The sequence below is a fragment of the Paenarthrobacter sp. PH39-S1 genome (assembly GCF_030063245.1).
GTDB lineage: Bacteria > Actinomycetota > Actinomycetes > Actinomycetales > Micrococcaceae > Arthrobacter_M.
Genome location: NZ_JASISR010000004.1, coordinates 52,078 through 75,577, shown reverse-complemented (window position 1 = coordinate 75,577; position 23,500 = coordinate 52,078). Strand labels below are relative to the sequence as shown.

Here is a 23,500-nt window from a genome sequence, read left to right as displayed (position 1 = left end):
CCCGATGGCACTGATCAGCCCGATCCTGGACAACCGCTCATACGAGCAGTTGCGCGATGAGCTGATCCGGCGCATCCCGGTCTACGCGCCGGAGTGGACCAACCACAACGAGAGCGATCCGGGCATCGCGCTGGTGGAGCTTTTCGCGTATCTGGGCGAGTCGCTGCTGTACCGGTTCAACCAGATTCCCGACGCCACCCGGATCGAGTTCCTGCGCATGCTGGGTGTGCGGCCGCGCCCGGCGCAAACGGCGCTGACGTTGCTGGCGGTGTCCACGGAGCGTGCGGACGGGGTGCAGATCGTCCGGGGTGCGGAGGCCGCCGCCGGCGCGGTGTCCTTCCAGACGCAGGACGAGGTCTATGTCTGGCCGTTGGATGTCGTGGCGGCGGGCAAGACGCCGCAGGATCCTGCGGACACAAAAGCCGGTCATGACAGCAGCGCGGACGCGCTGTCACGGGCCAGGGCACAGGAGGAGACAGCCCAGTTCTACCGCACGACCCTGGTGTCCGCGGATCCCCTCGCGGCGGATGCCGTTTCGGTGGATGTCAGCGCTCAGGTGGACCGGTCCCTGTGGATCGCGTTGCTGCGCAAGGACACAACGGACGTGGAGAAACTCGCCGGCCGGACCCTTTTCGTCGGAGTCGCGTTCGATGAAGCCCTTACGGCACCGCTACAGCTGGAGGCCCTGAACGACGACGGCGCCAGGGCCTTCCGCTCGGACGGGCTCACTTCCAGCCCTCCCCCGATGCTCTGGCGCCTCTGGAACGGGCCGACGAAGGCACCCGCGGCGGCCACGGGCGGCGAGGCAAAGCCCGCTTTCCAGGAGCTTGCGGTCCTGGCGGACACCACAAAGGGGCTGGTGACCACCGGCGTCGTAAAGCTGGAAATGCCGCCGGAGCTGCCGACCATCACCGGCGCATCGTCGGGCGGCGAGGATAGCCCGCCGCCGCTGGACGATGGCAAACTCGCTCAAAAAGTGATCGCGTGGATCCAGGTCTGCCGTCCGCAAAACGCCAACGCTAATGATTCCATCCATCGGGTCCGCTGGGTCGGCATCAACGCCGTCCAGGCCATTGCGTCGCGAACCGCCGCGGCGGAACTGTTGGGCAACGGGACGGGCGACGGCGACCAGCGGCTGCCGTTGAATCATCACCCGGTGGTGCCAGGCAGCATGGTGCTGGAGGTTGAGGAACCCGCTGGCTGGACAGGCTGGCAGGAAGTGGAGAACTTCTCCGGCAGCGGCGCCGGGGACAGGCATTACATCGTGGACAGCGACCACGGCTCGGTGTCCTTCGGGCGTGCCCGGGTACCGCAGATCGGGGAGCGCATACGGGTGCTGTCCTACCAGTACGGCGGCGGGTCCGCCGGCAATGTCGCCGCCGGTGCGGTGTCCTCGCTGCCCGGCACGGCGGGCGTGAAGGTCGCCAATCCGCTGCCGGCCGTGGGCGGCGCCGAGGGCGTCGGCATCGCCGAGGCGATGGACGCGATTCCCGCCGAGGTGCACCGCCACGACCGCGCGGTGATTGGGAAGGATTTCCGGGACCTGGCTCTGCAGGTGTCCGGCGTGCAGCGGGCGGAGACACTGCCCCTGCTGCACCCGGACAATCCGACCGTGCCCGCGGCCGGGGTCGTGAGCGTGATGGTCTTCCCGGAATTTGACCTGCGGAACACGGCGGCGCCGATGCCTGATCTGGGCCTGCTGCGCCGGGTGGCCGGCTATCTGGACGCCCGGCGGCTGGTCACCACGGAACTGTACGTGATTCCGCCGGAGTACGTGCAGATCAGCGTTTCCGTCGGTGTCCAGGTCCGCGCCGGCTACCAGGTGGATGCGGTACGCCGCTGGGTGGAGCTGATCCTGCGCCAATACCTCGCGCCGCTGCCGCCGTTCGGTCCTGATGGCGGCGGTTGGCCGCTGGGCCGGACCATCCGCCGGGCGGAGCTTGAGGCCGTCGCGGTGCAGGTGGAAGGTGTCGAATACCTGGAGGACCTGCTGCTGGCCTCCCCAACCGCCCCGGGCGCGGGACAACCGCGCATTGACCTGAAACCCTGGCAGGTGCCGGAACTGGCGGCCATCACCGTCGTGTCCGGCGCGCCACTGCCCGTGGGCACCGAGTACGCACCCGCGCCGGGACCAAAAGTCCCGGTGCCCCTCCCGCCGGATGTGTGCTGATGTACGGGGACCGTTCGCTCAGTCTGCTGGTCCAACCGGACCAGTGGTCCCGCTGCGCCCACACCAACACGGCGCTGCTGCCCGGTGGCGGCGTCCTCTTGGACTGGAAGGAGGCACCGCGGCAGTCCAAGGATTACTGCCCGCCCGCAGTCCCGGCGACACGGGGCGGGCCATCCGATTGCCGGCAATCCGAGCGAGTACCAGCCGGACCAGCAGCCTGCGAACCAGCAGCAGCCGGACCAGAAGCATCCGAACCAGCAGCAGCCGAACCCGCCGGACTCGCTTTTGACCGCTGGTGCCGTGCCTACCGCTCTTGGCCAGCCAAGGGAAAAGTTGACATCTACGATCCGGACAGGGCACCGGAGCCTTCCGTAGGGGCGGGCGTGCTGGGACACCCTGCGGGTCTGGCCGTGGACCGAGCGCAGCGGCTGTACGTGGCGGAACCTGCCACCCGCTCGGTGCTGGTGGTGGATCTCTGGGCACAGCGGCTGCTGCGGCGGGTACCGCTCGGACGCGGCCGGCCGGTCGATGTTGCACCGGACTGCGGTCGGGTCGCGGTGCTGCAGCACCGGCCGGATGCCCTGGTCTTCCTGGACGGCAGGCGCTCCCCTCGCCCGGGACCGGCCCTGATCAATCCGCACTGTCGCCCTGGCCTGCTTCCGGACAGGCTTGCCGCCGGCCCGCTGGTGCTGTGGCGCGGCGGCGGCTACGGCGTCATAACCTCCCCGGACGGCACGGTGCAGCTGGAGGTGGACGGCGCCGTTGACATCGCCACGACGTCAGACGGGCTGTTGGTGGTCGCCCGGATGCCCGGCCAGCCTTTCCTGCGCTTCCAGCACGACGACGACGGCTGGCTGGAGCTTGAACCGGCCTCGGCTCCGGATTTCGACGGCGGCGCGGTGGCCGTCTCGCCGGCGGGGCGCATCGTCTTTACCACCGCGGCGGGTTTCGCCAGCACCGCAGGTTCTGCGGCGCGGCACGAACCCGAGGGCACCGTGGTGACCTACCGGCTGGACAGCGGCCGGTACCGCACCCGCTGGGGTCGTGTGTTCCTGGATGCCTGCCTGCCAGTCGGCACCGACGTGACCCTGCGCTTTGTGACCAGCGACGCCGAGGACGTGCTTGATCCCCTGGACGCAACGCCACCGGGCCGCGGCGCCCGCACCGTACCCCACCCGGGCCTGACGCCGCCTCTGCCGTCGCAGAGTCTGCTGACTGCGGTGGAACAGGACGCCACGCTTTTCAGGCGGCCGATGGGCCGCGAACAGCCGTGGCAGCAGATCTCCCCTGAGGATGGCTTCGAAACCTACGAATCCCAAGTCAACGCCGCACCGGGCCGGTATTTGTGGCTGCGAATGCACCTGACAGGCACCGCACAGACCAGCCCGAGGATCCGTGCCGTCCAGATCGAACGGCCGGGCCACCAGCTCCTGAGCAGCCTGCCCCGTGCCTGGTCCCGGGACGACGGAGACGCGGACTTCCTCCACCGTTTCCTGGCCCCACTGGAGGGGACCCTGTACGAGCTCGACTGGCGGGCCGCCGAGCGTGCCATCCTGCTGGATCCGCGCACCACCCCGCAGGAGGCCCTGCCCTGGCTGGCCGGCTTCGCCGGGCTGGTCCTGGACCGCCGTTGGCCGGAGCCGGCCCGCCGCACCCTGATTGCCGAGGCCTACCGCCTGTTCGCCCGGCGCGGCACCCGTGCCGCTCTGATTCGGATCCTTGAGCTCTATCTGGGCCGCGCCCCGGTGATCATCGAGGCGTGGCAATTGCGCGGTCTCGGCGGCATGGTGCTGGGCAATCCCCCGGCAGGGCCGGCCCCACCCGCGGTCGGCGGCAACGCCCGGGCTACCGGTACGCTGGGCCGCTTCTCGATCGGCGGGTCCGCTCCGGCGGCATCCACTGGTCCCGCAGCCTCCGCCGGCTCCGCTGCCTCGGCCACTTCCGCCGCACCCTCCATCACCTCCGCCGGCACTGTGTCCTCGTCATCCGCACCCGCTGCCCCTCAGGATTCCTTCCAGCTCGCCGCGCACCGCTTCACGCTGCTCATCCCCGGCGACCTTACCCCTGAGCAGCGCCAGGTGGTGCGCGGCATCGTCGATGTCCACCGCCCCGCCCACACAATGTATGAGCTCTGCGTACTCGGGGCCGGCATGCGGGTGGGGCAGCGGCTGCACGTGAGCCTGACCTCCTTCGTCGGTCCGGACGCGGGGTGGGGGCCCGCGGTGCTGGGGCGGTTCCGTGTGGGCGGCGACGGCGTCGTCGGCACGCCCGCCCCGGGCTCACGGCTGGGCGAGACCTCGGTAGCAGGGCAGGTGAGAGTCGGATGACTGAGTTGTTTATCGGCACGCTGAGCGCTACCGCAGCGGCAGAGAACCACGACGGCGACGGCGTCTCCCTTGCGGGCACCGGAAACCTGCCAACGCGGGTGCAGAACATGCTGGCCCACCTCGCGGACCACCGGCTGGAGGAGGTGCTGGCGGCGGCGGAGATTCCCGCTGGCGAGTGGTGTCTGCGCCGTCTGGACCTCCGCCTCGCGCTGAACCCCGAGCGGCCCGGCCCGGCGCTGGAAACCCAGTGGGCCCACGCCGTGGTGCAGGAACTGCGGCAACGGATCGATTCCCCCTCGGATGAGGTGCTGCACTTCCCGCGGATCTCCGACGCGCTCAATGATCTAGCGGCGTCACTGGCCGCTGGCCGGACAGACCACGCCTGGGCCTGGCGGCAGCTCGGGCTGCTGACGCCCGAGGACCCGGATCCGGCCGGTGCGCCGGCGCCGGTGCTCCTGGCTGTGCTCCGGCGTTGGCCGGAACAGGCCTTGGCCGCCATAGTCTCTGCGGTGCAGGCGCACGGTGCCGCACCGCTGCTTCGGCTGCTCGCAGGACCCGACTGGATCGAGCTGGCGGCCATCGTCGCAGCTGCGGCCGGAGCTTCCCGGGCCGCCGTCACGATTGGATCATTTTCCCTCGCCGCGACCCGCACCTCCGGCCAAAACGCCAGCCACGGAAAGGCACCTGACGGAAACGCAACTCTAGGCAATGGAATCCCGGGAAGTGCCGCCAACGGGAATGGTACTGACTGGCATGACACCAACGGAAATGCCAGCCGCATCAGCGTCGGCGGTCCCGGCCCTGACGACGCCGCTGGCGCAAATCGTCATTCTGACCACGGAGGGGCAGGAGCACCCTCCGCTGCCGGCCATCTGGCTCCGCCCGCGACGCCAGGACCCCTTCAGGTGGTGGACGCACAGGTGGTGGACGAACAGATGGCGGGCGTACTGACTCTGGACCTAACCCGCCGTTCGCGGCTGGCCGGGGCGCTTCTCCGCAGCGGGCTCCGCCCCGACGTCTCCACCGCCACTGCTTGGGCACTGCTTGCCGCGGCCGAGGCGGATGCCGGTCTCCTGCGTCGACCGGACGCACCCGGTATCCTCCGGTCACTGGCCTCCCGGTTCCTCGCACTCAATACCTCGGGGGCCAGCCTCCGTGACGCCGCCCGGATGGGTTCCGCGGCCCAGCCCGCCGCCGGATATCCCGGAGCCGGGCCGACCGCCCTCGACGGCACCGACGGCAGGGCAGCCGTCGAAGGAACGCGGGCCTTCGATTCCGGCGATAAAAGGCCGGATGACAGGCACGGCCGTGACGTTCCCGATGCGGAAGCCGACAATGATGGCCTCCCGGCCAACGCCGGTCCGGCCTGCTCCGACGCCCCGGCGTGCGGCATGGAGCCTGCCGGGGCCCCGGAACCAGGTACAGAACCTGCGGAGGGCCCGGCACGCGGTGCAGACCCTGCCGACGCCGGTCAGGATGCAGCACGCGAGGACTCGAAGGGTATCCCGGAGGAAACCGCCGTGCCCACCCTCTGGGCCGGGTTACCGTTCCTGCTCGCAATCGCCGGGGATGCCGGGATCCCTGATCTGCTCCTGACGGATCCCGCCCTGGCCGCCCGGCCGTTGCGATGGATCATTCACCGGCTCGGACAGCTCTTGGTCCCGGTGGCACCGGATGACCCGGCGGTCATGGCACTGGCCGGGCTGTCATCTGCCGCTGAACCGCCGGACGGCGGCAGACCCGCGCCAGGAAACGGCACCACAGCAGACGGCACCGCAGGGAACGGCACCCCAAGATACGACACCTCAGGAGACAGCACCCCGGAAGAACGGACCGCGCTGGAGCAGCATGCCGCCCGCTGGGCAACAGCCACCGCCGGCAGGCTGGGGCGCCCGCACCTTGAACCCTTCGGCGTCGTTGGGGAGATTGCGTTCCGCCGTGGCGCGGTCCTCGCGCAGACCGGCTGGATCGAAGTGCACCTTAGTCTGCGGGATGTCGACGTGGATGTGCGCCGGGCCGGGCTGGACATTGACCCGGGCTGGGTCCCGTGGCTGGCAGTGGTGGTGCGCTTTGTCTATGAATGAGCTGACCGTGGCACCAGCCGCCGTGGCACCAGCCGCCGTGGCACCAGCCGCCGTGGCACCAGCCGCCGTGGCACCAGCCGCCGTGGCACCAGCCGCCGTGGCACCAGCCGCCGTGGCACCATGGACGGCTGTCAGTGCGGATCTGACCGCACGCACCGCACGGATCGCGCGGGAGGTCGCTGCCGTGCTGGAGCTGCATGGCAGCGCGGGCTCCGGCGCTGCCGAGGCGGCGGATTTCTTCCGCAGCTGGGCGGACGGCACCTCGGCGCGGCAGGACCCGGTGGATGCCCCACTCGATGCTCTCGCTGCACGGTTCGCGCTCACGCCGCCGGAGGTGGACCTGCTGCTCCTGGCGGGCTTGCCGGAGGAACACGAAGGCATTGCTGCAACCTTCCGCGGCCTGCACCCGCAAAGTGAACCCCATCCCACCGCTGGACTGGCGGCCCTCATCCTGAACAACACCTTGGTTGCCGCCGATGCTGTGGATGCCCGGCCAGCGCTGCGCAGACTGCTCGCCAGCGGGAAGGCTGTCCGCCATGGGCTGCTCCGGCTGACCGGCAGCGGTACCCTCTTTGAACGCTCACTCATGGCCGCCGATGGTCTTTGGGAGGCCCTGCACGGCCACGATGCCTGGCCTGAACGTCTGCCGCGCGTCAGCACGGGCACTGTACCGCCCGGGCTGGAGGGCTGGCTGGTCGGCAGTGGTGCCCGCCGCGCCGTGACTGCGCTGGAGAGGGACACCGTGTGCAGCATCCTGGTGGCCGGAGGCAATGAAAGCATAGCGATCAGCCGCTGTCTCGCCGTCGCCGGCGCCGCGGGCCGACCGATTGTCGCTGCGAGGGTCCGACCGGGAGACACCACGGGCATCGCCCTGCTGGCCGTGCATGCTGCCCTGCGCGGTGCGGTACCTCTGTTGGTTCTCGCGGCCGTCGAACAACCTGACCAGGACCTGCTGGCCGTCGGGGACATTCCCGGGCCTGTGCTGATCTGTTCCGTCAGCACCACGGTTCGTGCCGCCGGCACCCGTCCGGTGGTGGCGCTGGACGCCGCTCCGGTGGGCGTCCCCGACCAGCGGGCGGCCTGGGCTGCCGCCATGCCGCATCTGTCCAGCCAGGCCGCCGGCGTCGCCGCCCGGCATCCGCTGGACCCGGCGCTGATCGCCGAACTCGCCGTCGACATCCTTGCCCAAGGCGGGGAACCCGGGTTGGCGGACGTCACCGCCCTTATCCGTGCGCGGGCTGGCCTCACTCTGCCGCCGGGGGTGCAGCTGCTCAGCCCCACGGTGCCGTGGAATCATCTGGTGCTGCCCGCGGAAGGGGCGTGGCAGCTCCGTGATGCCGTCTCACGGCTGGATTATCAATCCGTGGTGCTCGATGACTGGGAGCTGCGGGACCGGGCACATGCCACACGCGGAACGCGGATGCTGTTCACGGGACCGCCGGGCACCGGAAAGTCCCTCGCGGCCCACGCCGTGGCCACTGCCGCCGTCACGGATCTGCTGCTCGTGGACGTTTCCCGGCTGGTGTCCAAATGGCTCGGCGAAACCGAAAAGAATCTCGCCGCCGCCTTTGACGCCGCGGAGCGGACACAGGCGGTACTGCTGCTCGATGAGGCGGACGCGCTCTTCGGCACGCGCACCGAGATCTCGGACGCCAATGACCGGTACGCCAATCTGGAGACCGCGTATCTGCTGCAGCGCCTGGACAGTTTTGACGGGCTGGTCATCCTCACCACTAACCTGCGCTCCAATATTGATGCGGCCTTCATCCGCCGGATGGACTTTGTGGTGGAATTCCCGGTCCCGGACGCGGACGGCCGCGCGGACCTGTGGGCCCGGCATCTGCCCACGGCTGCGATGAATGGGGACATCGACCTACTGGCCCTCGCCCGGCTTTACCCGGTGCCCGGGGGCTGGATCCGCAACGCGGCCATCGCCGCCGCATACGTGGCGGCCGCCCGGGCCCATCCGATCAGCCAGGAGCATCTGGTGGCTGCCATGAAGCGGGAATACGCGAAGGCGGCGCTTCGCTTTCCCGGCGAACCTCCGAGGAGACGAAATGATTAAGACAGAGTCCACCCGGACCGACGGCTCCACCTGTGGCTGCGATTCCTGCGCGGGAGCGGAGCTTGCGGCCAATCCCTTCGTTGCCCTGCGCGTTGCATACGGAATGCTGCTGGGCGAAGACGACTTCCATGCCCTGATGGCCAACCCCCGCGGCAAGCTGATGCTGCACCAGGCCTGGCTGCACGGGACCGGCGTGGTCCAGGGCCTCGACGTCCGGCGGGACGGCACCCGGAACCTGAAGATCCTTCCCGGGCTGGCCGTGGACGGCGCCGGCCGCGAGCTGTACCAAGGGTGCACCGCCACCTTGGACGTCCGCCTGCTGCTCGACAGGGCCGGGTTGAAGGATCCCGAAGACTGCTCGACGGAGATCATCGATGCCTATTTGGTCGCGTCCTTCGATGCCTGTCCTTCATCCGCCGTCCCGGTATTGGCGGACCCGTGCGATGTCACCCGCAAACACGACGAGTTTTCCCGGATCAACGAACAAGTGACCTACAGCCTGCGCACCAAGCCAGGTCCCGCGGCGGCGGACGGTTACCATCGGGTCCGGGTGCTGCTTGGCCTGGATCCGGTGAAGCATGACGACGACGCCGGACGTGAGGCGCTCGCCGCCCGGAAGCGGGCCGCGGCCGTGCCGCCGGAGGAACGCGCCGGGGCGTTACTGCGCGAGTTTCGCCGGCTGGCGGCCCAGGATGAAATCGAACTGGAGCCGGCACGGAAGGCCGGTGACAGCTATCCCACCCTTTTCCCCGCGGAGGTGGACGAAGCAGGCGTGGTGCTGGCCGCCGTCGTCGTTAACATCCGCGACACCGGCGGCACAGCTGATATCACCGTGGACGTTCCGGACACGTCCGTGCGCAACGTGCTGCTGCCCTCCAACGCCATCCAGGAACTCGTGTGCGGACTGGCCCCGGCGCTGATCGGCGGCACCGCGGCCGTCGACGGCGGCGGCCCACGCGTCACCGGCGACGCCGAGCTGAGGGACAATGAGCAGGGGCAGGGACGCCGCCTGAGCTTCGCTGTCACCGCCGACGTCCTCCCCGCATCGTTGCGCCGGGCCATCGTCATCACCTCGCTGTCCGAACGCGGCTGGGTTGAGGAGGACATTGACAGCGTCCGATATGAGCCGAAGGAACGCCGCGTCATCGTTGAGCTGGCAGACCGGCCGATCAACGATCTGGTCCGGTTAATTGTCCGCGGTACCGGCCCCACCCCCGTCTATGGAGACGATCCGCGGGTGCCCCTGGCCGGCAGGGCGGGCGATCCGCCCGGCACGGCGGAGAACGGGCACGACGCCGTGCTGACCCTTCGCAATCCACTGGCTAACAGGAGGGCCGGCTCATGACTGGCATGGTTGACGAACCCGGCAGCACGCCCGGGCCCACCGTCCCCGGGGACATCACCCGGCTGAACCCGGTGGACGGGCTGTTCCTGCGCGGTGAGCACCTCGACGCCATTCAGGACTACGCCCGCGAGCTGGTCCGCGCGATTGGAACCGGTGCGGGCAGCGGCGTGGTCTACGGGTACACCGCCACCTTGGACGGAGACAATCTGCGGGTGGGACCGGGCCTGGCGAGCGACCCGCAGGGCCGGCCGCTGCGCTCGAACACCGAGGCGGTGCTGCAACTGAAGGACCCCCCGGCCCTGGACAGCAGCGGGAACGGTTTCCTGGTGGTGGAGGTGGGGCCCGCCGAGTGGCCTTCCGGGCACGAGAAGGTCTACGGTGAGGTCTGCGGGGACGGCTGCTCCGGTTCCGGTTCCACGATTCAGCCATGGATCGGCGAGGGCATCACCGTTGAACTGGTGGCGCGCAGCATCGAAGGCCTCAGTACGGCCGGCTCGGCCCTGCGGCGCAACCGGCTGGCATCCCTGTATTTCGACCAGGAGCGCAGAAACGGCCACCCCTGGCTCCAGCCGGACGGTGAACAGCCGGTAATCCCGGTCACCGGCTGGAACTGGAACGCCGGGGCGCCTGCGGCGAAGGCAGCTCATGTGCCGATCGCGGCCTTGCTGGCGGTGGACGGCAAATGGGTCCTGGATGTCTGGACCGCCCGGCGGGACGTCGATGGTCCGCCGGCCAAAAACGTCTGGCAAAACCGACTGTCGATGCGGCCGTGGAGCACCTTTATGGCCCAGGTCCTGCAGTTCCAGGCGCAGCTGACCGCCCACGCGTCCGAGCTGGCCCAGTTGGACTTCGATGCCGAAGCCTTCACATCGTTTGAACCACTGAGGGAACTTTCCCTGCGCCTCAAGCTGACCCGTGCCCAGGAGGCGGCCCTCGGAAAGGACTTCCTGGAAAAGGTGGCCAAGGCCGCCAAGGCCCTCCCGCTGACCCCGGTCAAGACCGGCAAATCCCTGCGCGCCATGGGCTTCGAAGAGCTTCCGCCGGCCGGCTACCTGCCCATCCCCAAGGCGGCTGCCAACGTCGAGTCCGCCGTCCGGCTGTTGTTGGGTAACCGGCTGGACTATCGGTTCCTTTCCTGCAGCGCCGACTACGTGACCCTGTCCGTCGAAGAATCCCAGCACCGCGACCGGATCCCGCTGACGGAAGCCAAACACCAGCCGGAGGTCGATATCCTCATCCCCGGGCCGGCAGATGGGCCGGCCTACGGCTGGGTCGCGTTCGTGCACCGGAGTTGCTGCGAGATCAAGGAAACACCGCCGGCCGCCGAACCCGTGGACGTCTACTTTCGGACGTTCGAGGGTGGTGCAGATGAACTGCAGAAGATTTACGGTGACCAGCCGAAGATCGAAGGCAACCAAGCGGCGGAACTGTTGTACCCGCCGTCGGACTGGTCCTATCCCGGCAACAGTTACAAGGTGGCAGTGGCCTTTACAGACTTCCTGAAGAACGAGGGACTGGAAATGCGGGGCTGCGACGTCTATCTGGTCGGCCTTGCCCCCGAAAGCCGGCTCCCGCTCATCGCCGTGCGGGCGTCCATGCTGGCGGCCTCCCTCGATTCCGGCCTGATGGCCCCGGTATTCAGCTTTTCACCAGCCGCAGGCCAGCGGGAGGCGATCATCATCGCCGTCGAACCTAGGCGTTGACCGCAGTGTACGGTCAGGGACCACCCTTGAAAACGGGGGTGTGCATCGTCCGGGTGGAAACGCAATCAGAGAACCTGCTCATTGCCGTCTCTGCCCGGCGGGACATCGACCGCAGCCTTCACTCCGCGTTCGAGGAGCGGCCACGGTACTTCACGGAACCGGACGACGCTCTGGCGGCCATTACGCAGTTCCTGTATTCCTTTCGGGGAACCGACCCGACGGAGGGAAAGCCCGCTGACAGGCACGTCGGACAGTGAGTTGACCGGCACGTACCGGCCGGACATTTCGGCGGGTAACGGGGGCGCCCGGGCACCCGGGAATTGACAATCCGCAGGCTCGGGAACATAATGGCGCCGTACCTGGCCACCGGCCGAGCCGAGCCAGCGGCAGGCGTTCCCAAGGAGTTCCCATGCCTGTGATCGAAGAGAGCGTATTCATCGCCCGGCCGCAGCAGGAGGTCTTCGACTATATTGCTGCAACCAAAAACATCCCCGTGTGGGACTCCTCCGTCGCTCAAGCGACGCAGATCGGGAGCGACCCGATGGGCATGGGGGTTCGTTCCAGCGGCACCAGCAAGATCATGGGCCGCTCCTTTGAGTGGACTACCGAAGTGACCGAATTCGAAGCGCCCCGTCGGGTCGTCAACCGGTCCGTTGAAGGTAAACTCTCCTTCACGGTCACCAACTCCTTTGAGGCGGTGGAGGGCGGTACCCGGTTCACCTACCGCATCGACGCGGCGTCGGGCCTGGGTGGCGTCTTCGGTCGGCTGGCAGACCCCTTTGTGCAGCGGGCCCAGGCACGGACCGTCCGGGCAAATCTGGAATCGCTGGCGGAACTGCTGACGGAACATCCCGGGGCATAATGCCCAGCCAGTCATAGTGGGTTCGGGCGGTCACCGTCTGAATCCGCACCGCCGCTTTGCCAGGGCGACGGTACGCAGTGGCCCCTGGCCCATCGGGGCGCAGCGGCGCAAGTTCAGACAAACGCCACAGCTGCCAAGCGGCACGGATCCGGCGGTCAGCTGTCGGCGGCCCGATCGGCTTGAGCCGTGCCGCCGCCGTCGTTTGACTCGTCCGCCTTCTCTTCAGCCTCCTGCAGGTGGCGCTCGAGCTTTTCCTCGGCGTCATGGCGCCGCTGCGCCACGGCCCGCAATTCCTGCGTGGATAACGAGCGCTGCTCCGTGCCCGCCCGCTCCCCAGAAGCCGTCCGGCGTGGATGCTGTTCTTTGCTCATGCAGCATGATCCCATAGTCCGGAAGATGAGGAAAGGGTTTTCTGGGGGTTTTTGGCGTCAGAAGGGGTTCATGGCTTCCTCGTTGGCCTCACCGCAACGAATAATTGAACGGGGCGCGGCCGTCGGTTGTCAGCGGTCACCTTCAACTCGTCCCGGGAGGGTTGGCAGTAGAAGTCATCTTCGCCGTCCGGATCCATCGGCGCACAGGCGGGGCGACCGGATTCATGGGTCTGAAACTGGTGCGTTATGACGACGTCACGAGCCCAAGGGACTGATGCCAGTCCCGCGATGACCAACCAGCGGAGCGGCTGCTGCGCGGTTCGGGAGGGGTCGTCAGCCGTCGGTCTTCAGCGACCGGATGCCTGCGGACACCGCGAACGCCCAACCCAGAATTCCGGCAAGCGCAGTCCGCTCCAGACGTCCGAGAAATGCCGGGAGGAAGCGGCCGGTGAAACCAGTGAGACCACGCCAGGAGCTGTGAGCCCGGCGAATCGGCTGCCCGCTCGGGAAATAGGCTGCCCGCTCGAGAAATCCGCCGCAACCTCGGGCGGCGCCGGAGCCATGCCGTCAGCACGGTCATGCCCGCCAGGGCAGCCAGAAAGCCAACCCCCGCCACCACCAGATGCACGCTGCCGCCGCGGGTCACCACCGATATGCCCAAGCCACCGGTTCCCGGGCCGGCTCCGGAATCGGCTGGGTGAGTCCCGGCGGGGCGGGATATCAGGGGTCTGGATGTCGGAAGGGAAGAAGGCCGGGACCCCTGAGCATAGTCCGCCTATCCCCAGTAGGACCGCGCCTCAGTCCGGAAGTGGGGCCGGTCCCTAGTTCGGCACGCACCACGCAAAGAGTCGTGGCGGCGCGGCCAAGGCAATTCAGATTCATGGTCCAGCCGAACGGACCTGCCGCCAGATTGCTTTCCGCCTCACGGATCTTACTGTAGCGCGGCGGCAGCCGTTGAAGCACGATGTCGACGCCAACATAGGCGGCGCCGCCTGCCACCGCTGCCGTGCAGTACCGTCGCCGTGCGCGAATAGCGGCGTCCGGCTGCAGCGGACGTGGAGCACCTCCATGGGCTCTCGCATTGACACCTCGGGTTGAAACTACGACCGTGGAAAAGGTGCTCCCCACCATACCGTTCCCCAGGGACAACCCTATGGATAACCGGACCCCGACGGTCTCGAGGTCAATGTCGGCCACCGACGCGACCTCCAACCAAGGTGATGCCATCCCACGCGGCAGCCCAAGAATGCCCATGACAGTTTAAGAATGCACGACTGTGGCCCCGCCCCTTGCCTCGCGCACGGAACAGGAGCATCCTGAGTTGACCAACCGGAGGGGGCCCACGATGGCACCAAGATTAATTGAAGTCCGTCAGCCGCGTCAGAATGACCTGATCGGGCAGGAATTCGTAATCGCCGGCTTCGGCACTGGTTTTGAGGCGGTGGTCCTCTGGCGCGTCCTCGACGACAACGGACAGCCGCTCGGCAACGGCAACATCCAGGGCGCCGGTTCCATGGGCGTCATCCACGACTTCGGCAACACGGTCGCGCTGGGAAATACCCCCGCCCGGGGCACACATGTGACACTGCTGGTTTTCGGCGACGACCCATCCGGCATCCACCCGCCCGGACCTGACCTGAATATCATCCCGGTCACGCTGTTCACCTCTCTGCAGGGCTTCAAGCTGTATGAAGTCAAGAGCGGCGACAACCTGACTAAGATCGCCCAGCAGGAGGGCCAGAACACCACGGCCGACGACATCTTCGAGGCAAATCGGGACCGCATCACCAACCCAGACCTGATCTTTCCCGGGCAGGTTTTCCGGATCCCGCTGCTCGCCTGAAAGCGGACTTCAGCGCATCATAATTCCTAACACCCGTGGAAGGGGAACCTCATGTTAAGAAATCTGTGCCGCCCATGCTGCAGTATTGCTCCACCGGATCTGCTGGCTCGGCTGGCGATCGAGGGGGACGCGACCCAGCGGGAGGCCGCTGTCCGCGCCTTGGCCACTTCTGCGGCCATCCGCTCGCAGCGGGCGGTGATGGGCCGGCTCAACCGCCAGCTCAACCTGAACATCGGGCAGATGATCGGCTTCAGCATCACGCCGGACCGCCGGCTGACCGTTTACGACAACCAGAAGAACGGCAGGTCGTTTCTCCCGGGTGTCCGGGTACGGGATTGGGGGCAGCCGCCTGTCAAGGACCAGGCGGTGAATCAGGCCTACGATGGCAGTTCGGCAACCTATGAGTTCTACCGCGATGTCCTGCAACGCAATTCCCTGGACGGAGCCGGGATGGAGCTCGTGTCCTCCGTCCACTACGGGGTTGCTTTCGACAACGCGTTCTGGGATGGCGGCCAGATGGTCTATGGTGACGGGAGCGGCCGGATCTTCCAGGTCGGCGGCCTGACCCGTGCTTTGGATGTCATCGCCCACGAACTGACCCATGGAGTCACGGAACTCACCGCCGGGCTCGTCTACAGTAAGCAGTCCGGGGCGCTTAACGAGTCTTTTTCGGACGTCTTCGGCTCGCTCGTCAAGCAGTACAGTTTGAAGCAGGCCGCAGCCAATGCCGACTGGCTGATCGGGGAGGGGATCCTGGTCCCCCAGCTCGGCAAGGCACTCCGATCGATGAGCCATCCGGGCACGGCCTATTCAGGCGACCGGCAGCCCGGGCACATGGACGACTACGTGGACCTGCCGGATGACAATGACCCGCGGAACGACAATGGTGGGGTACATATCAACTCGGGGATCCCCAACCACGCCTTCTACCTGGCGGCCACGGCGCTTGGCGGTTCCGCCTGGGAGAAAGCGGGAAAAATCTGGTACACGGCGCTCACCACCCGACTGCGGCCCAATACACAATTCAACGAGGCTGCACAAGCCACCGTCGACGTCGCGGGCAGTCTGTTCAGTGCTACGGAGCAAGCCGCTGTCAGGAATGCCTGGCAGGAGGTCGGGGTCCTTTCATGAAACTGACAGTCCGACGGGGAGGCGGCATCGCCGGTATTACAGCACGGACCGAGCTTGATGCGGACGCGTTGCCGCCCGCCGCTGCGGAGGCCTTCGCGGGCGAGATCAGCCATGCGGGAATGCGGGAGCTGAACGATCCCCCCACCACCCGTCAACGTCCGGATTCCCAACTCTACGAAATTTCCTTGGAGGAGGCCGGCCAACCCTTCAGCGTCCATTACACCGACGAGTCCTTGCCCGAGGATGTACGCCGGCTCTTGGCTTGGGTCGACGGACGCCCGGAACGCGTTGAATCAATCGAACGGTAGATACGTCAACGGGTTCGACGTGTAACCCTGACGGCCGCGCCAGCAGGAATATCTGCAGACCATGCTGCCGCCAGCTTCTTAGGCCGACAGATTTTCATGCAGGCAGAGAATGTTGCCGTCCGGATCACTGAACCAGGCCGCCTTTTCCGATCCGAGAACACAAACGTGATCGGTGGTTTTCAGACCCGGCAGATCGTAGTCCTCGAACGCCACTCCGCGCGTGCCCAGGTCACGGATTGCGGCGGTAATGTCTTGGACCTCGAAGCTGATAGCCGTGTGCCCGGAAGGCTTCGCGGCAGGATCTTCCAGAAGTGCCAACGTTGCGGATCCTTCCAGTCCGAAAATCAGGTTCCCATCGGCGGCTTTCCCGCGAAACTCCAGACCGAGGGATTCCTCGTAATATTTCCGGGCGCGGTCCCCGTCCGCGATCGGAAGGATGGTTGTTGCCGGGCTTGATGAAAGGGACATTGCAGCCACCGCCGTAGGAGGAAAGGAACCATAATTATACGTTTGCCCGCAACAAAAAGGAATCGTGGGACAGCCAAATGCAACAGCGGGCAAAGGGGCTACCCCCGCAGTAACCACTGCCGCCCGAACCATCCCCCGCGTCGTCGTCGGCTTTCGTTTCGCTGCCCACGGCTGGCAGAAATTCAGCGAATGGACCACTGCCGGCACCAGACGTCTTCGGCCAGATGGGCGTTCCCGCGGCGGACCTCACCGCCCCCGTGATTGCCACCCTGAAGTTGGTTGGCGGCTTCGCACTGGTCATCGGCCTGCTGGCCCGTCTGATCGCGGTCCTGCTCCCCCTGGACATGATCGGTGCACTGGTGTTGGTGCACGCCGGATCCGGCGTCTTTGCGGCCACCGGCGGCTTTGAGCTCGTCCTGCTGTTCGGCGTCACAGCACTGACAATTGCATTGCTGGGACAATTGCATCGCTGGGACAACTGCATCGCTGGGCGCCGTGCGTTTCTCCGCTGACCATGCCCTGTTCGCCAGCAGGAGCCGGAAACTCAGCGCTCGCATAATCGTGCCGGTCCTGCGGCGCAGATGTTCGGTGCAGCTGAGGGCGGCTCTTCTCTTTGAGGGAGGGTCCGCCCTCGCTGCGCCGGGTGGTTCAGCTCTCCGGTATCCAGATAGCCGCAGCGACCCCGGCCCCGGTAAGATCACCGCAACGCACCAGTTGGGTACCGATCCTCGTCAGCGGGCAATTCGGGCCAACCAGCGCCGGCGCCGGTCCGGCCGGTGTGCCGGGGTCCAGCTGAGCGGATGCCGGGGCCGGTACGACGGCGGCAAACACCAGGAGGGACAGGGCAAGTCCGGTCCAGCGTGGCGCTTGATGTGAAACATACATGATCGTGCCTTCCATTCGATGTGGTCCTGATATCTCTACGTTCCTCCCGGTGCCGGCACCGGGGCATCGGGAATTCCTCCTCAGAAATTCGCCGAAAACCCTCAGGTTCCGAGCGGCGCGGCTGTAGCGGTGCGAAACTTGTGACGTGACCGAACACGTAGACGCGAAGGGCCCGGATCTCGTTGGGAGGGCGGCGGAGCTGGGTGCAATAGGCGCGTTCCTGGACCGCGCCGCTGCCGGCGCCGCCGGCACCCTCGTCGTCTCCGGCGATGCCGGCGTCGGGAAAACCGCCCTCGTGCAGCACGCCTGCGCGGCCGCCGGAACTGCGGTCCGGACCTTCGCCGGTGCGTGCCTGCCCTTGGTTTCGATGACGGTCCCGTTTCTGGGGCTGCGGTCGGTTTTCCGCGGCGCACCCCGGATCGAGGGCATCGCGCATCCCGCACTGCGGGCATCAGCCGACGGTCCCTACGATGTTCCGGTCATGATTGACGGCTGGCTCGACGAGCTCTGCATGCTTCGTCCGGTGGTGCTGGTGATCGACGACCTGCAGTGGGCGGACCAAAGCACCCTGGATGTGCTGATGTACCTCATTGCCGGGCCGGCCGACCGACGCCTGGCAGTCATCGCCACCCTGCGCAGCGGCGAGGTCGGCGAAGGCCACCCGCTGCAGCGCTGGCTCGCCGACATCCGGCGCCTGCCCCGGATCGCCTGGCTAACGCTCGGCCCGCTGGACCGGCTGGACACCGAGGCCCAGATCGCAGGTCTGCTCGGCGCTCCCCCGCACCGGTCCCTCGTGCACGACGTCTTCACCCACACGGCAGGCAATGCATACCTCAATCGCCTTGTCGTTGCGGGTCTTCCGTCGAATGCACGCCACTTGCCTCCGAAGCTTCCGCCGGATTTGAAGGCCGCCGCGCTGCGGCCGTGGCGCGGGCTGTCCCCGGAAACACGTGAGCTCACGCAGATCATGGCGGTCGGGGGAAGGCCAATCCGCGCGCAGGACCTTGACGCCGTCGCTCCGCACTTCAGGACGCCCTCCGGCGTCCCGACCTTGCTGCGCGAGGCAGTCGATGCCGGCATCGTGGACATCTCTCCGGAAGGAATCTACTGGTTTCACCATCCGCTGATCGCTGAGGCCCTCGAACAAGGATTACTCCGGGACGAGCGGCAGCGCTGGCATGCGGCCTTTGCCGACCACTACGAGCAGCAGCTGGCGGACGGGCCGGCAGCGGATTTCGAGTCGATGGTGGCGGTAGCGGACCACCACCACTACGCCGGTCAGACGGGCCAGGCCTACCGGTGGGCACTGGAAGCGTCCGCGTCCGCAGGTGCGGTGGGCGGGGCAACCGAGATGCTGCGTTTGCTTCGGCGGGCCGTGGAGTTGCGCGGCAGTCTGCCGGCTGCGGCTGAGAACCCGGAGGACTTGCGGTCCAGGCTGCGGACTGCGGCCGAAGAGACCGGGTCGCATGAGGAAGAATTGGAAGCAGTCGAGGCCTTGCTCTCCGGACTCGACGATGCTGAACAGCCCCTGGCGGCAGCGGAACTGCTCGTGCGGCGCGTGCTCCTGCGCTTTTCCACCGGACGTTCATTCATGGCGGCCGGTGATCTGCGTGAGGCAGTCCGGCTCTCCGCCGTCGAACCCGAAAGCTGGCAGCACGCGCTCGCGCTCGCTGAACTCGCCCACGCCGGCCTATGGCAGAACGATTCCGAGGCGGAAAGCCATGCCGTGCATGCGCTCAGCCTGGCCCGGGCGGCCGGTAACGCGCGGGCGCTGTCCTATGCATTGTCCGCGAACGCCATGGCCGCGGTCATCGGCCAGCGCGCGGAGGAGGGCCGGGTCCTCGCCACGGAGGCGCTGGCGGCGGCGGTTCAGGCCCGCGATTACTGGGCCTTCGTCCACGCCACTATGTGGCGCGCAAATGCCCGCGAAACATGGGCGAGCGAGCTGTATGCCAGTGAGTTGCGCGCGGGCAGGCAGCAACTCGCGGCCCTCGGAGCGCCGCACGGGTATATCGCGAAACTGGCAGCCGATGAGGCGGGCTGTTACCTTGTCATCGGCCGTTGGCGGGAGTGTCTGCAGGCGCTTCGGGTAGCGCTGGGCTCCGATCCAGGGACAATGGGCGACGTCGGCGCGCGGCTGACTGCGGCCCGTCTCGCCGCGTGGCAAGGCCGGCAGCCCGAGGCGGAAGCGCACCTCGCGCGCGCTGAGGAGTTGTATGCACAAAATTCCCGGTTCCTTAACCTCGATTTCGACGCCATCCGCGCCGAGGTCTACCTTGCTGCCGGCGACCCGGTGGCGGCTTATGAATCGGCGATGGCGGGGGCTACCTCCGCCGGCCTGTCCGTCACCATGTGCGAATGGCTGCTGCCGCTCGCGGCGCGTTCCGTCGCGGACCAGGTCCAGCTGGCCAAAGATGCCGGCAATCCCACCTCTGTGCTCATGGCTAGCGTCGACGATTTGGTGGAACAGTTCCCGGCTGCGCTCCGGGACTCCGGCGGTTGCACCGAACTGTACGATCTCCAGATGGCCGCCTTCAACCTTCTGTACGCCGCAGAGGTGGGCCGCGCCCGCCAGAGTGCTGACAACGGATCCGTCTGGGTCCATACGGCCGACGCCTGCCGGACGGCGTCGCTCCGCTGGGAAGAAGCCTACGCGTGCTGGCGCGCAGCGGAATCATTGCTTCTGCATGGACACGGGCAGCGAGGGCCGGCCATAGCCGTGCTCCGCCGCGGGATGTCACTCGCCGGCGAACTGCAGGCCGGACCGATCCAGGCACAGCTGAGTGAACTGGCTGCCCGGGCCCGGATTCCTCCCGCGCGGTTGTCCGCCGGAGCCCCGCAGGCCACCAACAACCTGCCGGGGCTGACGCCGCGGGAGCGGGAGATCCTTGAATACGTCATCGCCGGCCGCACCTACGGCGAGATTGCCCGGGCCCTGGTCATCAGCGAGAAGACCGTCAGCTCGCACATCTCGAATCTGCTGCGAAAAACCGGCGCCTCCAACCGCCTGGATCTGTCCCGGCTCGCTGCCCAACGGCCAGACGGTTCATAGCTGTCGTTTCAGCGAGACCGACAGAGCCGGCGGCGCCGCGAGTGTCTGGAAGACGACACAGTACCGCTCGGTCAGACGCGTCAGGGCAGCCATCTTCTCCTCGTCGGCATCGGACAGCAGATCAAAGCGCAGCCTGATCTCACGGAAACCGACCGGCGCCGTTTTGTCGACTGCCAGCGTGCCGCGGAAATCCAGGTCACCCTCGGCGTGCACCGTCCCCGAGACGTCGATGCCCAATGACGACGCAACTGCGCCGAGAGTCACCCCTGCGCAGGCAACGAGAGCCTGCAGCAGCATGTCCCCGGAACATATCGACAGGCCGTCGCCGCCGGTCGCCGGGTGCAGGCCTGCTTTCACCAAAGCCTGTCCCGTCTGCACCGAACAACTCACACCCATGCCGAGATCACCGTCGGCCCGGAGAGTCACCAGCGCCGAAGCCGGGTCGGCCCTGTAGCGGTGCTTGAGGGGTTCCTGGACCGTACGCAAATCATTTATGGTCATGACCTCAATCTCTCCTCACGCTGTCGGTTGCCGTGCTGCGGGCACAGCAATGAAAGCCCATTGGATGCTACCCCGCGGCACGGTCCCACAGCCCGTGATCCAATGCGAAAAGCGCGGCTCCGACGCGGTTTCCCGCGCCGATCTTCAGGTAGATATGTTCGACATGGTTACGGGCCGTTTTGGGCGCAATGTACAGCGTGTCAGCGATTTCACGGTTGTTCAGTCCATGGCAGAGGAGCCTGAGTACCTCCGCCTCGCGGTCGGTCAGGCCGCAAGGCAAGAGCCGCCGTCGTCGTGCCGTCTGCCCTGCGGCAACAAGGACGGCGTCCGCCGCCTGCCCCTCCAGCCTGCCCGCGGCCGCCTCTGCGCGAAGCCGTGTTCCTGCCTCCAGCGGCGTCAGCGCCGGGCGGTGCGGCCGGGGTTCCAGATAGGTCTGATAGGCATCCGCGGCGGCGAGGATCCGCTGGCTCGAATCGAGGTCGGTGCCCCCGCGGCCGCGAGGATAGCCGGAGCCATCGACTCGTTCGCGGTGCGCCCCGGCCACATAGGCGACGCGCCTCATGCCGGGCACACGTCCGAGAATCCGTTCACTCAAATACGGGTACATCTGAAGCCGCTCCCGGTCCACATAGGACAGGGGGGACTTCTTGTCCCAGACACCGTTGGAAACACCCATCCGGCCCAGATCGTGAACCCAGCCCGCACGGCGGAGAACTTCGATCTCGCCGGCCTGCAGGCCGTACTCCCGCGCCGTGTCAGCTGCCAGGGCGGCCACGGCCCGGGAATGGCCGACCGTAAAGGGGGATTTGAGGTCGGCGAAATCACCGATGGCACGCAGGACCGAGTCCAGCTCCTGTCCGGACAACACCGCGTCATCGGGGGCAGCGGCCAGTGCCGCCGGCCACGGATCAATGTTCAGCAGGTCCGCCGTCAGCTCCCGCGCCTGCGCGCAGAAGAGGTCTGCCAGTTCCGGGTCAAACTGCGTACCGCGGCGTTTCCTGACAGTAGCCACCGCCGCGTCCACGCCGCCGGTCCGCAGGAAGACCTCGGCCGTATCCGCCAACTGCGTAATACGCATCTCCAGCGGGATTTCGACGCCGGCCCTGCCCGCCGGAAGCCCCCTGCCGTCCCAGCGTTCGAAGGTATTACTGAGGATCCCGGACATACTCTCATCCAAGCCGACCTTGTTGGCCAGCTGGCCGGCCGAGGTGCAATGGGAACGGATCAACGTCCGGACCGCCGTGTTCGCCGTTACCGCGAAGCGGGATCTGCGTCCGGCGCGCTGCAAGGGCGGCAAGCCCGAACCCGTGCGGCGCAGCATCAGGGACAACATCGGCAGCCCGTGGGCATCGATCATGTAATAGTCGGCCCGGAAGCCGATGTCGTCGCTGAAGAGGGCGGCCAACTCAAAGGAGTCAGCGTGGCAGCCGATCCAGGCCAACAGGTTTGCATAGTAGATTCTCCCCCGGGCCGCCGCGCCAACGCCGGCCCGGTCACCGATCCGCAGCCCCAACAACGACGCCCGCAGCATGTGCTCCATTGGCTGGCCGAGCCCCAGATCGATGGCCAGGGACAACGCCGCCAGTATTTCGGAGCGACGCGGGGCTGCCGCATGGTCCCATGGGACCGATCCCGCAGACCAAGCGGCCTTGGGGCTCCGGTCCTCGCGGCCTGACCCTAACGGTGGTTCCGTCACAGCTCCCAGTATATGGCTGGGCCGGCCACGCGGTCCCGCATGCAGGGCCACGAGATCAGCAGGCGACGGCGTCGTTATGTCCGAGAGGTTCGAGCAAGGCGTCGTGGAGGACCTGACTGAGACCGGGCGGGAGGTCCACATCAACTGCCAGTGCCTGCAGCACCCGGCTGAGGTAGTTACGGGCCGCGGCGGCAAGGGCGATGTCAACGATCTCCCTGTCGCCGAAGCCAATGTCGCGCAGGCGCAGACTGTCGGCGTCGGTCATGGCTACGGAGTCGGTGCTGAGTTTCTGGGCGAAGTCCATCATCGCGACTTCGGCTTCGGAAAGACCGGCGTCGCGGTAGTCGCATGCGATCCGCACCAATTCCTCTTCGCCGATGAATTTCAGCGACTTATTGCCGTGTGCCAGCCGGCAGTGCCTGGATCCGATGCCAAGGGCCGCGGCGAGAGTCACCAGCTCGAAGCGGCGCATGCCCATTGATCCGGCGATGGTGCTCTGCAGGGCCTTCCACGCGGCCAGGGCTTCGGGATGCACGCTCAAAACCCGGGTGTGGCTCGGAACGTAGCCCAGGACTTGCCTGTCCTCTGCGTAAATCTCCGCTGTCCTACCCGTGGCTTCAGCCTCGGGGGCGGTTTGGATGATGCTCATGACGGTCTGCCTTTGCTCTACGAAAACGGTGCACTTTTCA

Annotated in this window: 18 protein-coding genes and 1 pseudogene; 13 read left to right on the top strand and 6 right to left on the bottom strand. The window is 67.2% G+C overall.

From position 1 onward, the window contains the following. Positions 1–4: 4 nt before the first annotated feature. The 8 genes from QMG52_RS04015 (at position 5) to QMG52_RS03980 (ending at position 12,556) form a co-directional block, all read left to right on the top strand. Complete coding sequence (locus tag QMG52_RS04015) at positions 5–2,170, top strand: putative baseplate assembly protein (RefSeq protein WP_283559144.1); 2,166 nt, start codon at positions 5–7, stop codon at positions 2,168–2,170. Beyond that, positions 2,170–4,497 (top strand): phage tail protein, encoded by a 2,328-nt coding sequence (locus QMG52_RS04010; protein ID WP_283559240.1) that lies wholly within the window; start codon positions 2,170–2,172, stop codon positions 4,495–4,497. Before QMG52_RS04015 ends, QMG52_RS04010 begins: the two co-directional genes overlap by 1 nt. Then, positions 4,494–6,581: a hypothetical protein gene (locus QMG52_RS04005; RefSeq protein WP_283559143.1), complete on the top strand. Its 2,088-nt coding sequence runs from the start codon at positions 4,494–4,496 to the stop codon at positions 6,579–6,581. Before QMG52_RS04010 ends, QMG52_RS04005 begins: the two co-directional genes overlap by 4 nt. A gap of 7 nt (positions 6,582–6,588) precedes the next feature. Beyond that, positions 6,589–8,646: an ATP-binding protein gene (locus QMG52_RS04000; RefSeq protein ID WP_283559142.1), complete on the top strand. Its 2,058-nt coding sequence runs from the start codon at positions 6,589–6,591 to the stop codon at positions 8,644–8,646. Then, entirely contained in the window at positions 8,639–9,991 is a 1,353-nt protein-coding gene (locus QMG52_RS03995; RefSeq protein ID WP_283559141.1) for a hypothetical protein, read from the top strand. The genes QMG52_RS04000 and QMG52_RS03995 overlap by 8 nt, the downstream gene beginning before the upstream one ends. Continuing rightward, the gene (locus QMG52_RS03990; protein ID WP_283559140.1) at positions 9,988–11,694 is read left to right on the top strand and encodes a hypothetical protein; all 1,707 of its coding nucleotides are present in this window, start codon (positions 9,988–9,990) and stop codon (positions 11,692–11,694) included. The genes QMG52_RS03995 and QMG52_RS03990 overlap by 4 nt, the downstream gene beginning before the upstream one ends. 53 nt (positions 11,695–11,747) lie before the next feature. Then, positions 11,748–11,951, top strand: coding sequence for a hypothetical protein (locus QMG52_RS03985; protein WP_283559139.1), 204 nt, complete (start codon positions 11,748–11,750; stop codon positions 11,949–11,951). A 152-nt stretch (positions 11,952–12,103) separates the two neighbouring features. Next, positions 12,104–12,556 carry an SRPBCC family protein gene (locus QMG52_RS03980; protein ID WP_283559138.1) on the top strand — a complete coding sequence of 151 codons (453 nt, stop codon included), beginning with the start codon at positions 12,104–12,106 and terminating at the stop codon, positions 12,554–12,556. A 155-nt stretch (positions 12,557–12,711) separates the two neighbouring features. On the opposite strand, the gene QMG52_RS03975 is transcribed toward QMG52_RS03980, so the two are convergent. Then, the gene (locus QMG52_RS03975) at positions 12,712–12,927 is read right to left on the bottom strand and encodes a hypothetical protein (protein ID WP_283559137.1); all 216 of its coding nucleotides are present in this window, start codon (positions 12,925–12,927) and stop codon (positions 12,712–12,714) included. Between the two features lie 1,345 nt (positions 12,928–14,272). On the opposite strand from QMG52_RS03975, the gene QMG52_RS03970 reads away from it, so the two are divergent. The 3 genes from QMG52_RS03970 to QMG52_RS03960 are packed head-to-tail and all read left to right on the top strand — an operon-like array spanning position 14,273 to position 16,209. Next, positions 14,273–14,770 carry a LysM peptidoglycan-binding domain-containing protein gene (locus tag QMG52_RS03970; RefSeq protein WP_283559136.1) on the top strand — a complete coding sequence of 166 codons (498 nt, stop codon included), beginning with the start codon at positions 14,273–14,275 and terminating at the stop codon, positions 14,768–14,770. Between the two features lie 51 nt (positions 14,771–14,821). Then, positions 14,822–15,901: a M4 family metallopeptidase gene (locus QMG52_RS03965; RefSeq protein ID WP_283559135.1), complete on the top strand. Its 1,080-nt coding sequence runs from the start codon at positions 14,822–14,824 to the stop codon at positions 15,899–15,901. Beyond that, entirely contained in the window at positions 15,898–16,209 is a 312-nt protein-coding gene (locus QMG52_RS03960; RefSeq protein WP_283559134.1) for a protealysin inhibitor emfourin, read from the top strand. Before QMG52_RS03965 ends, QMG52_RS03960 begins: the two co-directional genes overlap by 4 nt. Positions 16,210–16,287: 78 nt before the next feature. On the opposite strand, the gene QMG52_RS03955 is transcribed toward QMG52_RS03960, so the two are convergent. Beyond that, positions 16,288–16,677 carry a VOC family protein gene (locus QMG52_RS03955; RefSeq protein WP_283559133.1) on the bottom strand — a complete coding sequence of 130 codons (390 nt, stop codon included), beginning with the start codon at positions 16,675–16,677 and terminating at the stop codon, positions 16,288–16,290. Positions 16,678–16,741: 64 nt separating this feature from the next. On the opposite strand from QMG52_RS03955, the pseudogene QMG52_RS03950 reads away from it, so the two are divergent. Next, positions 16,742–17,135, top strand: a pseudogene (locus QMG52_RS03950) (DoxX family protein); the annotation flags it as partial. 190 nt (positions 17,136–17,325) lie between these two features. Here the strand turns inward: QMG52_RS03950 and QMG52_RS03945 are convergent. After that, positions 17,326–17,562: a hypothetical protein gene (locus QMG52_RS03945; protein WP_283559239.1), complete on the bottom strand. Its 237-nt coding sequence runs from the start codon at positions 17,560–17,562 to the stop codon at positions 17,326–17,328. A gap of 145 nt (positions 17,563–17,707) precedes the next feature. Between QMG52_RS03945 and QMG52_RS03940 the strand changes: the two genes are divergently transcribed. Beyond that, positions 17,708–20,614: a helix-turn-helix transcriptional regulator gene (locus QMG52_RS03940; RefSeq protein ID WP_283559132.1), complete on the top strand. Its 2,907-nt coding sequence runs from the start codon at positions 17,708–17,710 to the stop codon at positions 20,612–20,614. On the opposite strand, the gene QMG52_RS03935 is transcribed toward QMG52_RS03940, so the two are convergent. From QMG52_RS03935 to QMG52_RS03925, 3 genes are all read right to left on the bottom strand, one after another. Continuing rightward, positions 20,609–21,115: an OsmC family protein gene (locus QMG52_RS03935; RefSeq protein ID WP_283559131.1), complete on the bottom strand. Its 507-nt coding sequence runs from the start codon at positions 21,113–21,115 to the stop codon at positions 20,609–20,611. The two genes, QMG52_RS03940 and QMG52_RS03935, sit on opposite strands and share 6 nt — an antisense overlap. A gap of 67 nt (positions 21,116–21,182) precedes the next feature. Then, a complete protein-coding gene (locus QMG52_RS03930; RefSeq protein ID WP_283559130.1) occupies positions 21,183–22,811 on the bottom strand; it encodes an HD domain-containing phosphohydrolase in 1,629 nt (542 codons plus the stop codon). A gap of 55 nt (positions 22,812–22,866) precedes the next feature. After that, entirely contained in the window at positions 22,867–23,460 is a 594-nt protein-coding gene (locus tag QMG52_RS03925; RefSeq protein WP_283559129.1) for a peroxidase-related enzyme, read from the bottom strand. Between the last annotated feature and the right edge of the window lie 40 nt (positions 23,461–23,500).

What these genes read in the sequence shown, in the direction of transcription:
- QMG52_RS03990 (WP_283559140.1), top strand. Translation starts at nt 9,988, where the DNA reads ATGACTGGCATGGTTGACGAACCCGGCAGCACGCCCGGGCCCACCGTC.
- QMG52_RS03975 (WP_283559137.1), bottom strand. Translation starts at nt 12,927, where the DNA reads ATGAGCAAAGAACAGCATCCACGCCGGACGGCTTCTGGGGAGCGGGCG.
- QMG52_RS04015 (WP_283559144.1), top strand. Translation starts at nt 5, where the DNA reads ATGGCACTGATCAGCCCGATCCTGGACAACCGCTCATACGAGCAGTTG.
- QMG52_RS04010 (WP_283559240.1), top strand. Translation starts at nt 2,170, where the DNA reads ATGTACGGGGACCGTTCGCTCAGTCTGCTGGTCCAACCGGACCAGTGG.
- QMG52_RS03995 (WP_283559141.1), top strand. Translation starts at nt 8,639, where the DNA reads ATGATTAAGACAGAGTCCACCCGGACCGACGGCTCCACCTGTGGCTGC.
- QMG52_RS03925 (WP_283559129.1), bottom strand. Translation starts at nt 23,460, where the DNA reads ATGAGCATCATCCAAACCGCCCCCGAGGCTGAAGCCACGGGTAGGACA.
- QMG52_RS03960 (WP_283559134.1), top strand. Translation starts at nt 15,898, where the DNA reads ATGAAACTGACAGTCCGACGGGGAGGCGGCATCGCCGGTATTACAGCA.
- QMG52_RS03935 (WP_283559131.1), bottom strand. Translation starts at nt 21,115, where the DNA reads ATGACCATAAATGATTTGCGTACGGTCCAGGAACCCCTCAAGCACCGC.
- QMG52_RS04005 (WP_283559143.1), top strand. Translation starts at nt 4,494, where the DNA reads ATGACTGAGTTGTTTATCGGCACGCTGAGCGCTACCGCAGCGGCAGAG.
- QMG52_RS03965 (WP_283559135.1), top strand. Translation starts at nt 14,822, where the DNA reads ATGTTAAGAAATCTGTGCCGCCCATGCTGCAGTATTGCTCCACCGGAT.
- QMG52_RS03945 (WP_283559239.1), bottom strand. Translation starts at nt 17,562, where the DNA reads ATGTATGTTTCACATCAAGCGCCACGCTGGACCGGACTTGCCCTGTCC.
- QMG52_RS03955 (WP_283559133.1), bottom strand. Translation starts at nt 16,677, where the DNA reads ATGTCCCTTTCATCAAGCCCGGCAACAACCATCCTTCCGATCGCGGAC.
- QMG52_RS03970 (WP_283559136.1), top strand. Translation starts at nt 14,273, where the DNA reads ATGGCACCAAGATTAATTGAAGTCCGTCAGCCGCGTCAGAATGACCTG.
- QMG52_RS03980 (WP_283559138.1), top strand. Translation starts at nt 12,104, where the DNA reads ATGCCTGTGATCGAAGAGAGCGTATTCATCGCCCGGCCGCAGCAGGAG.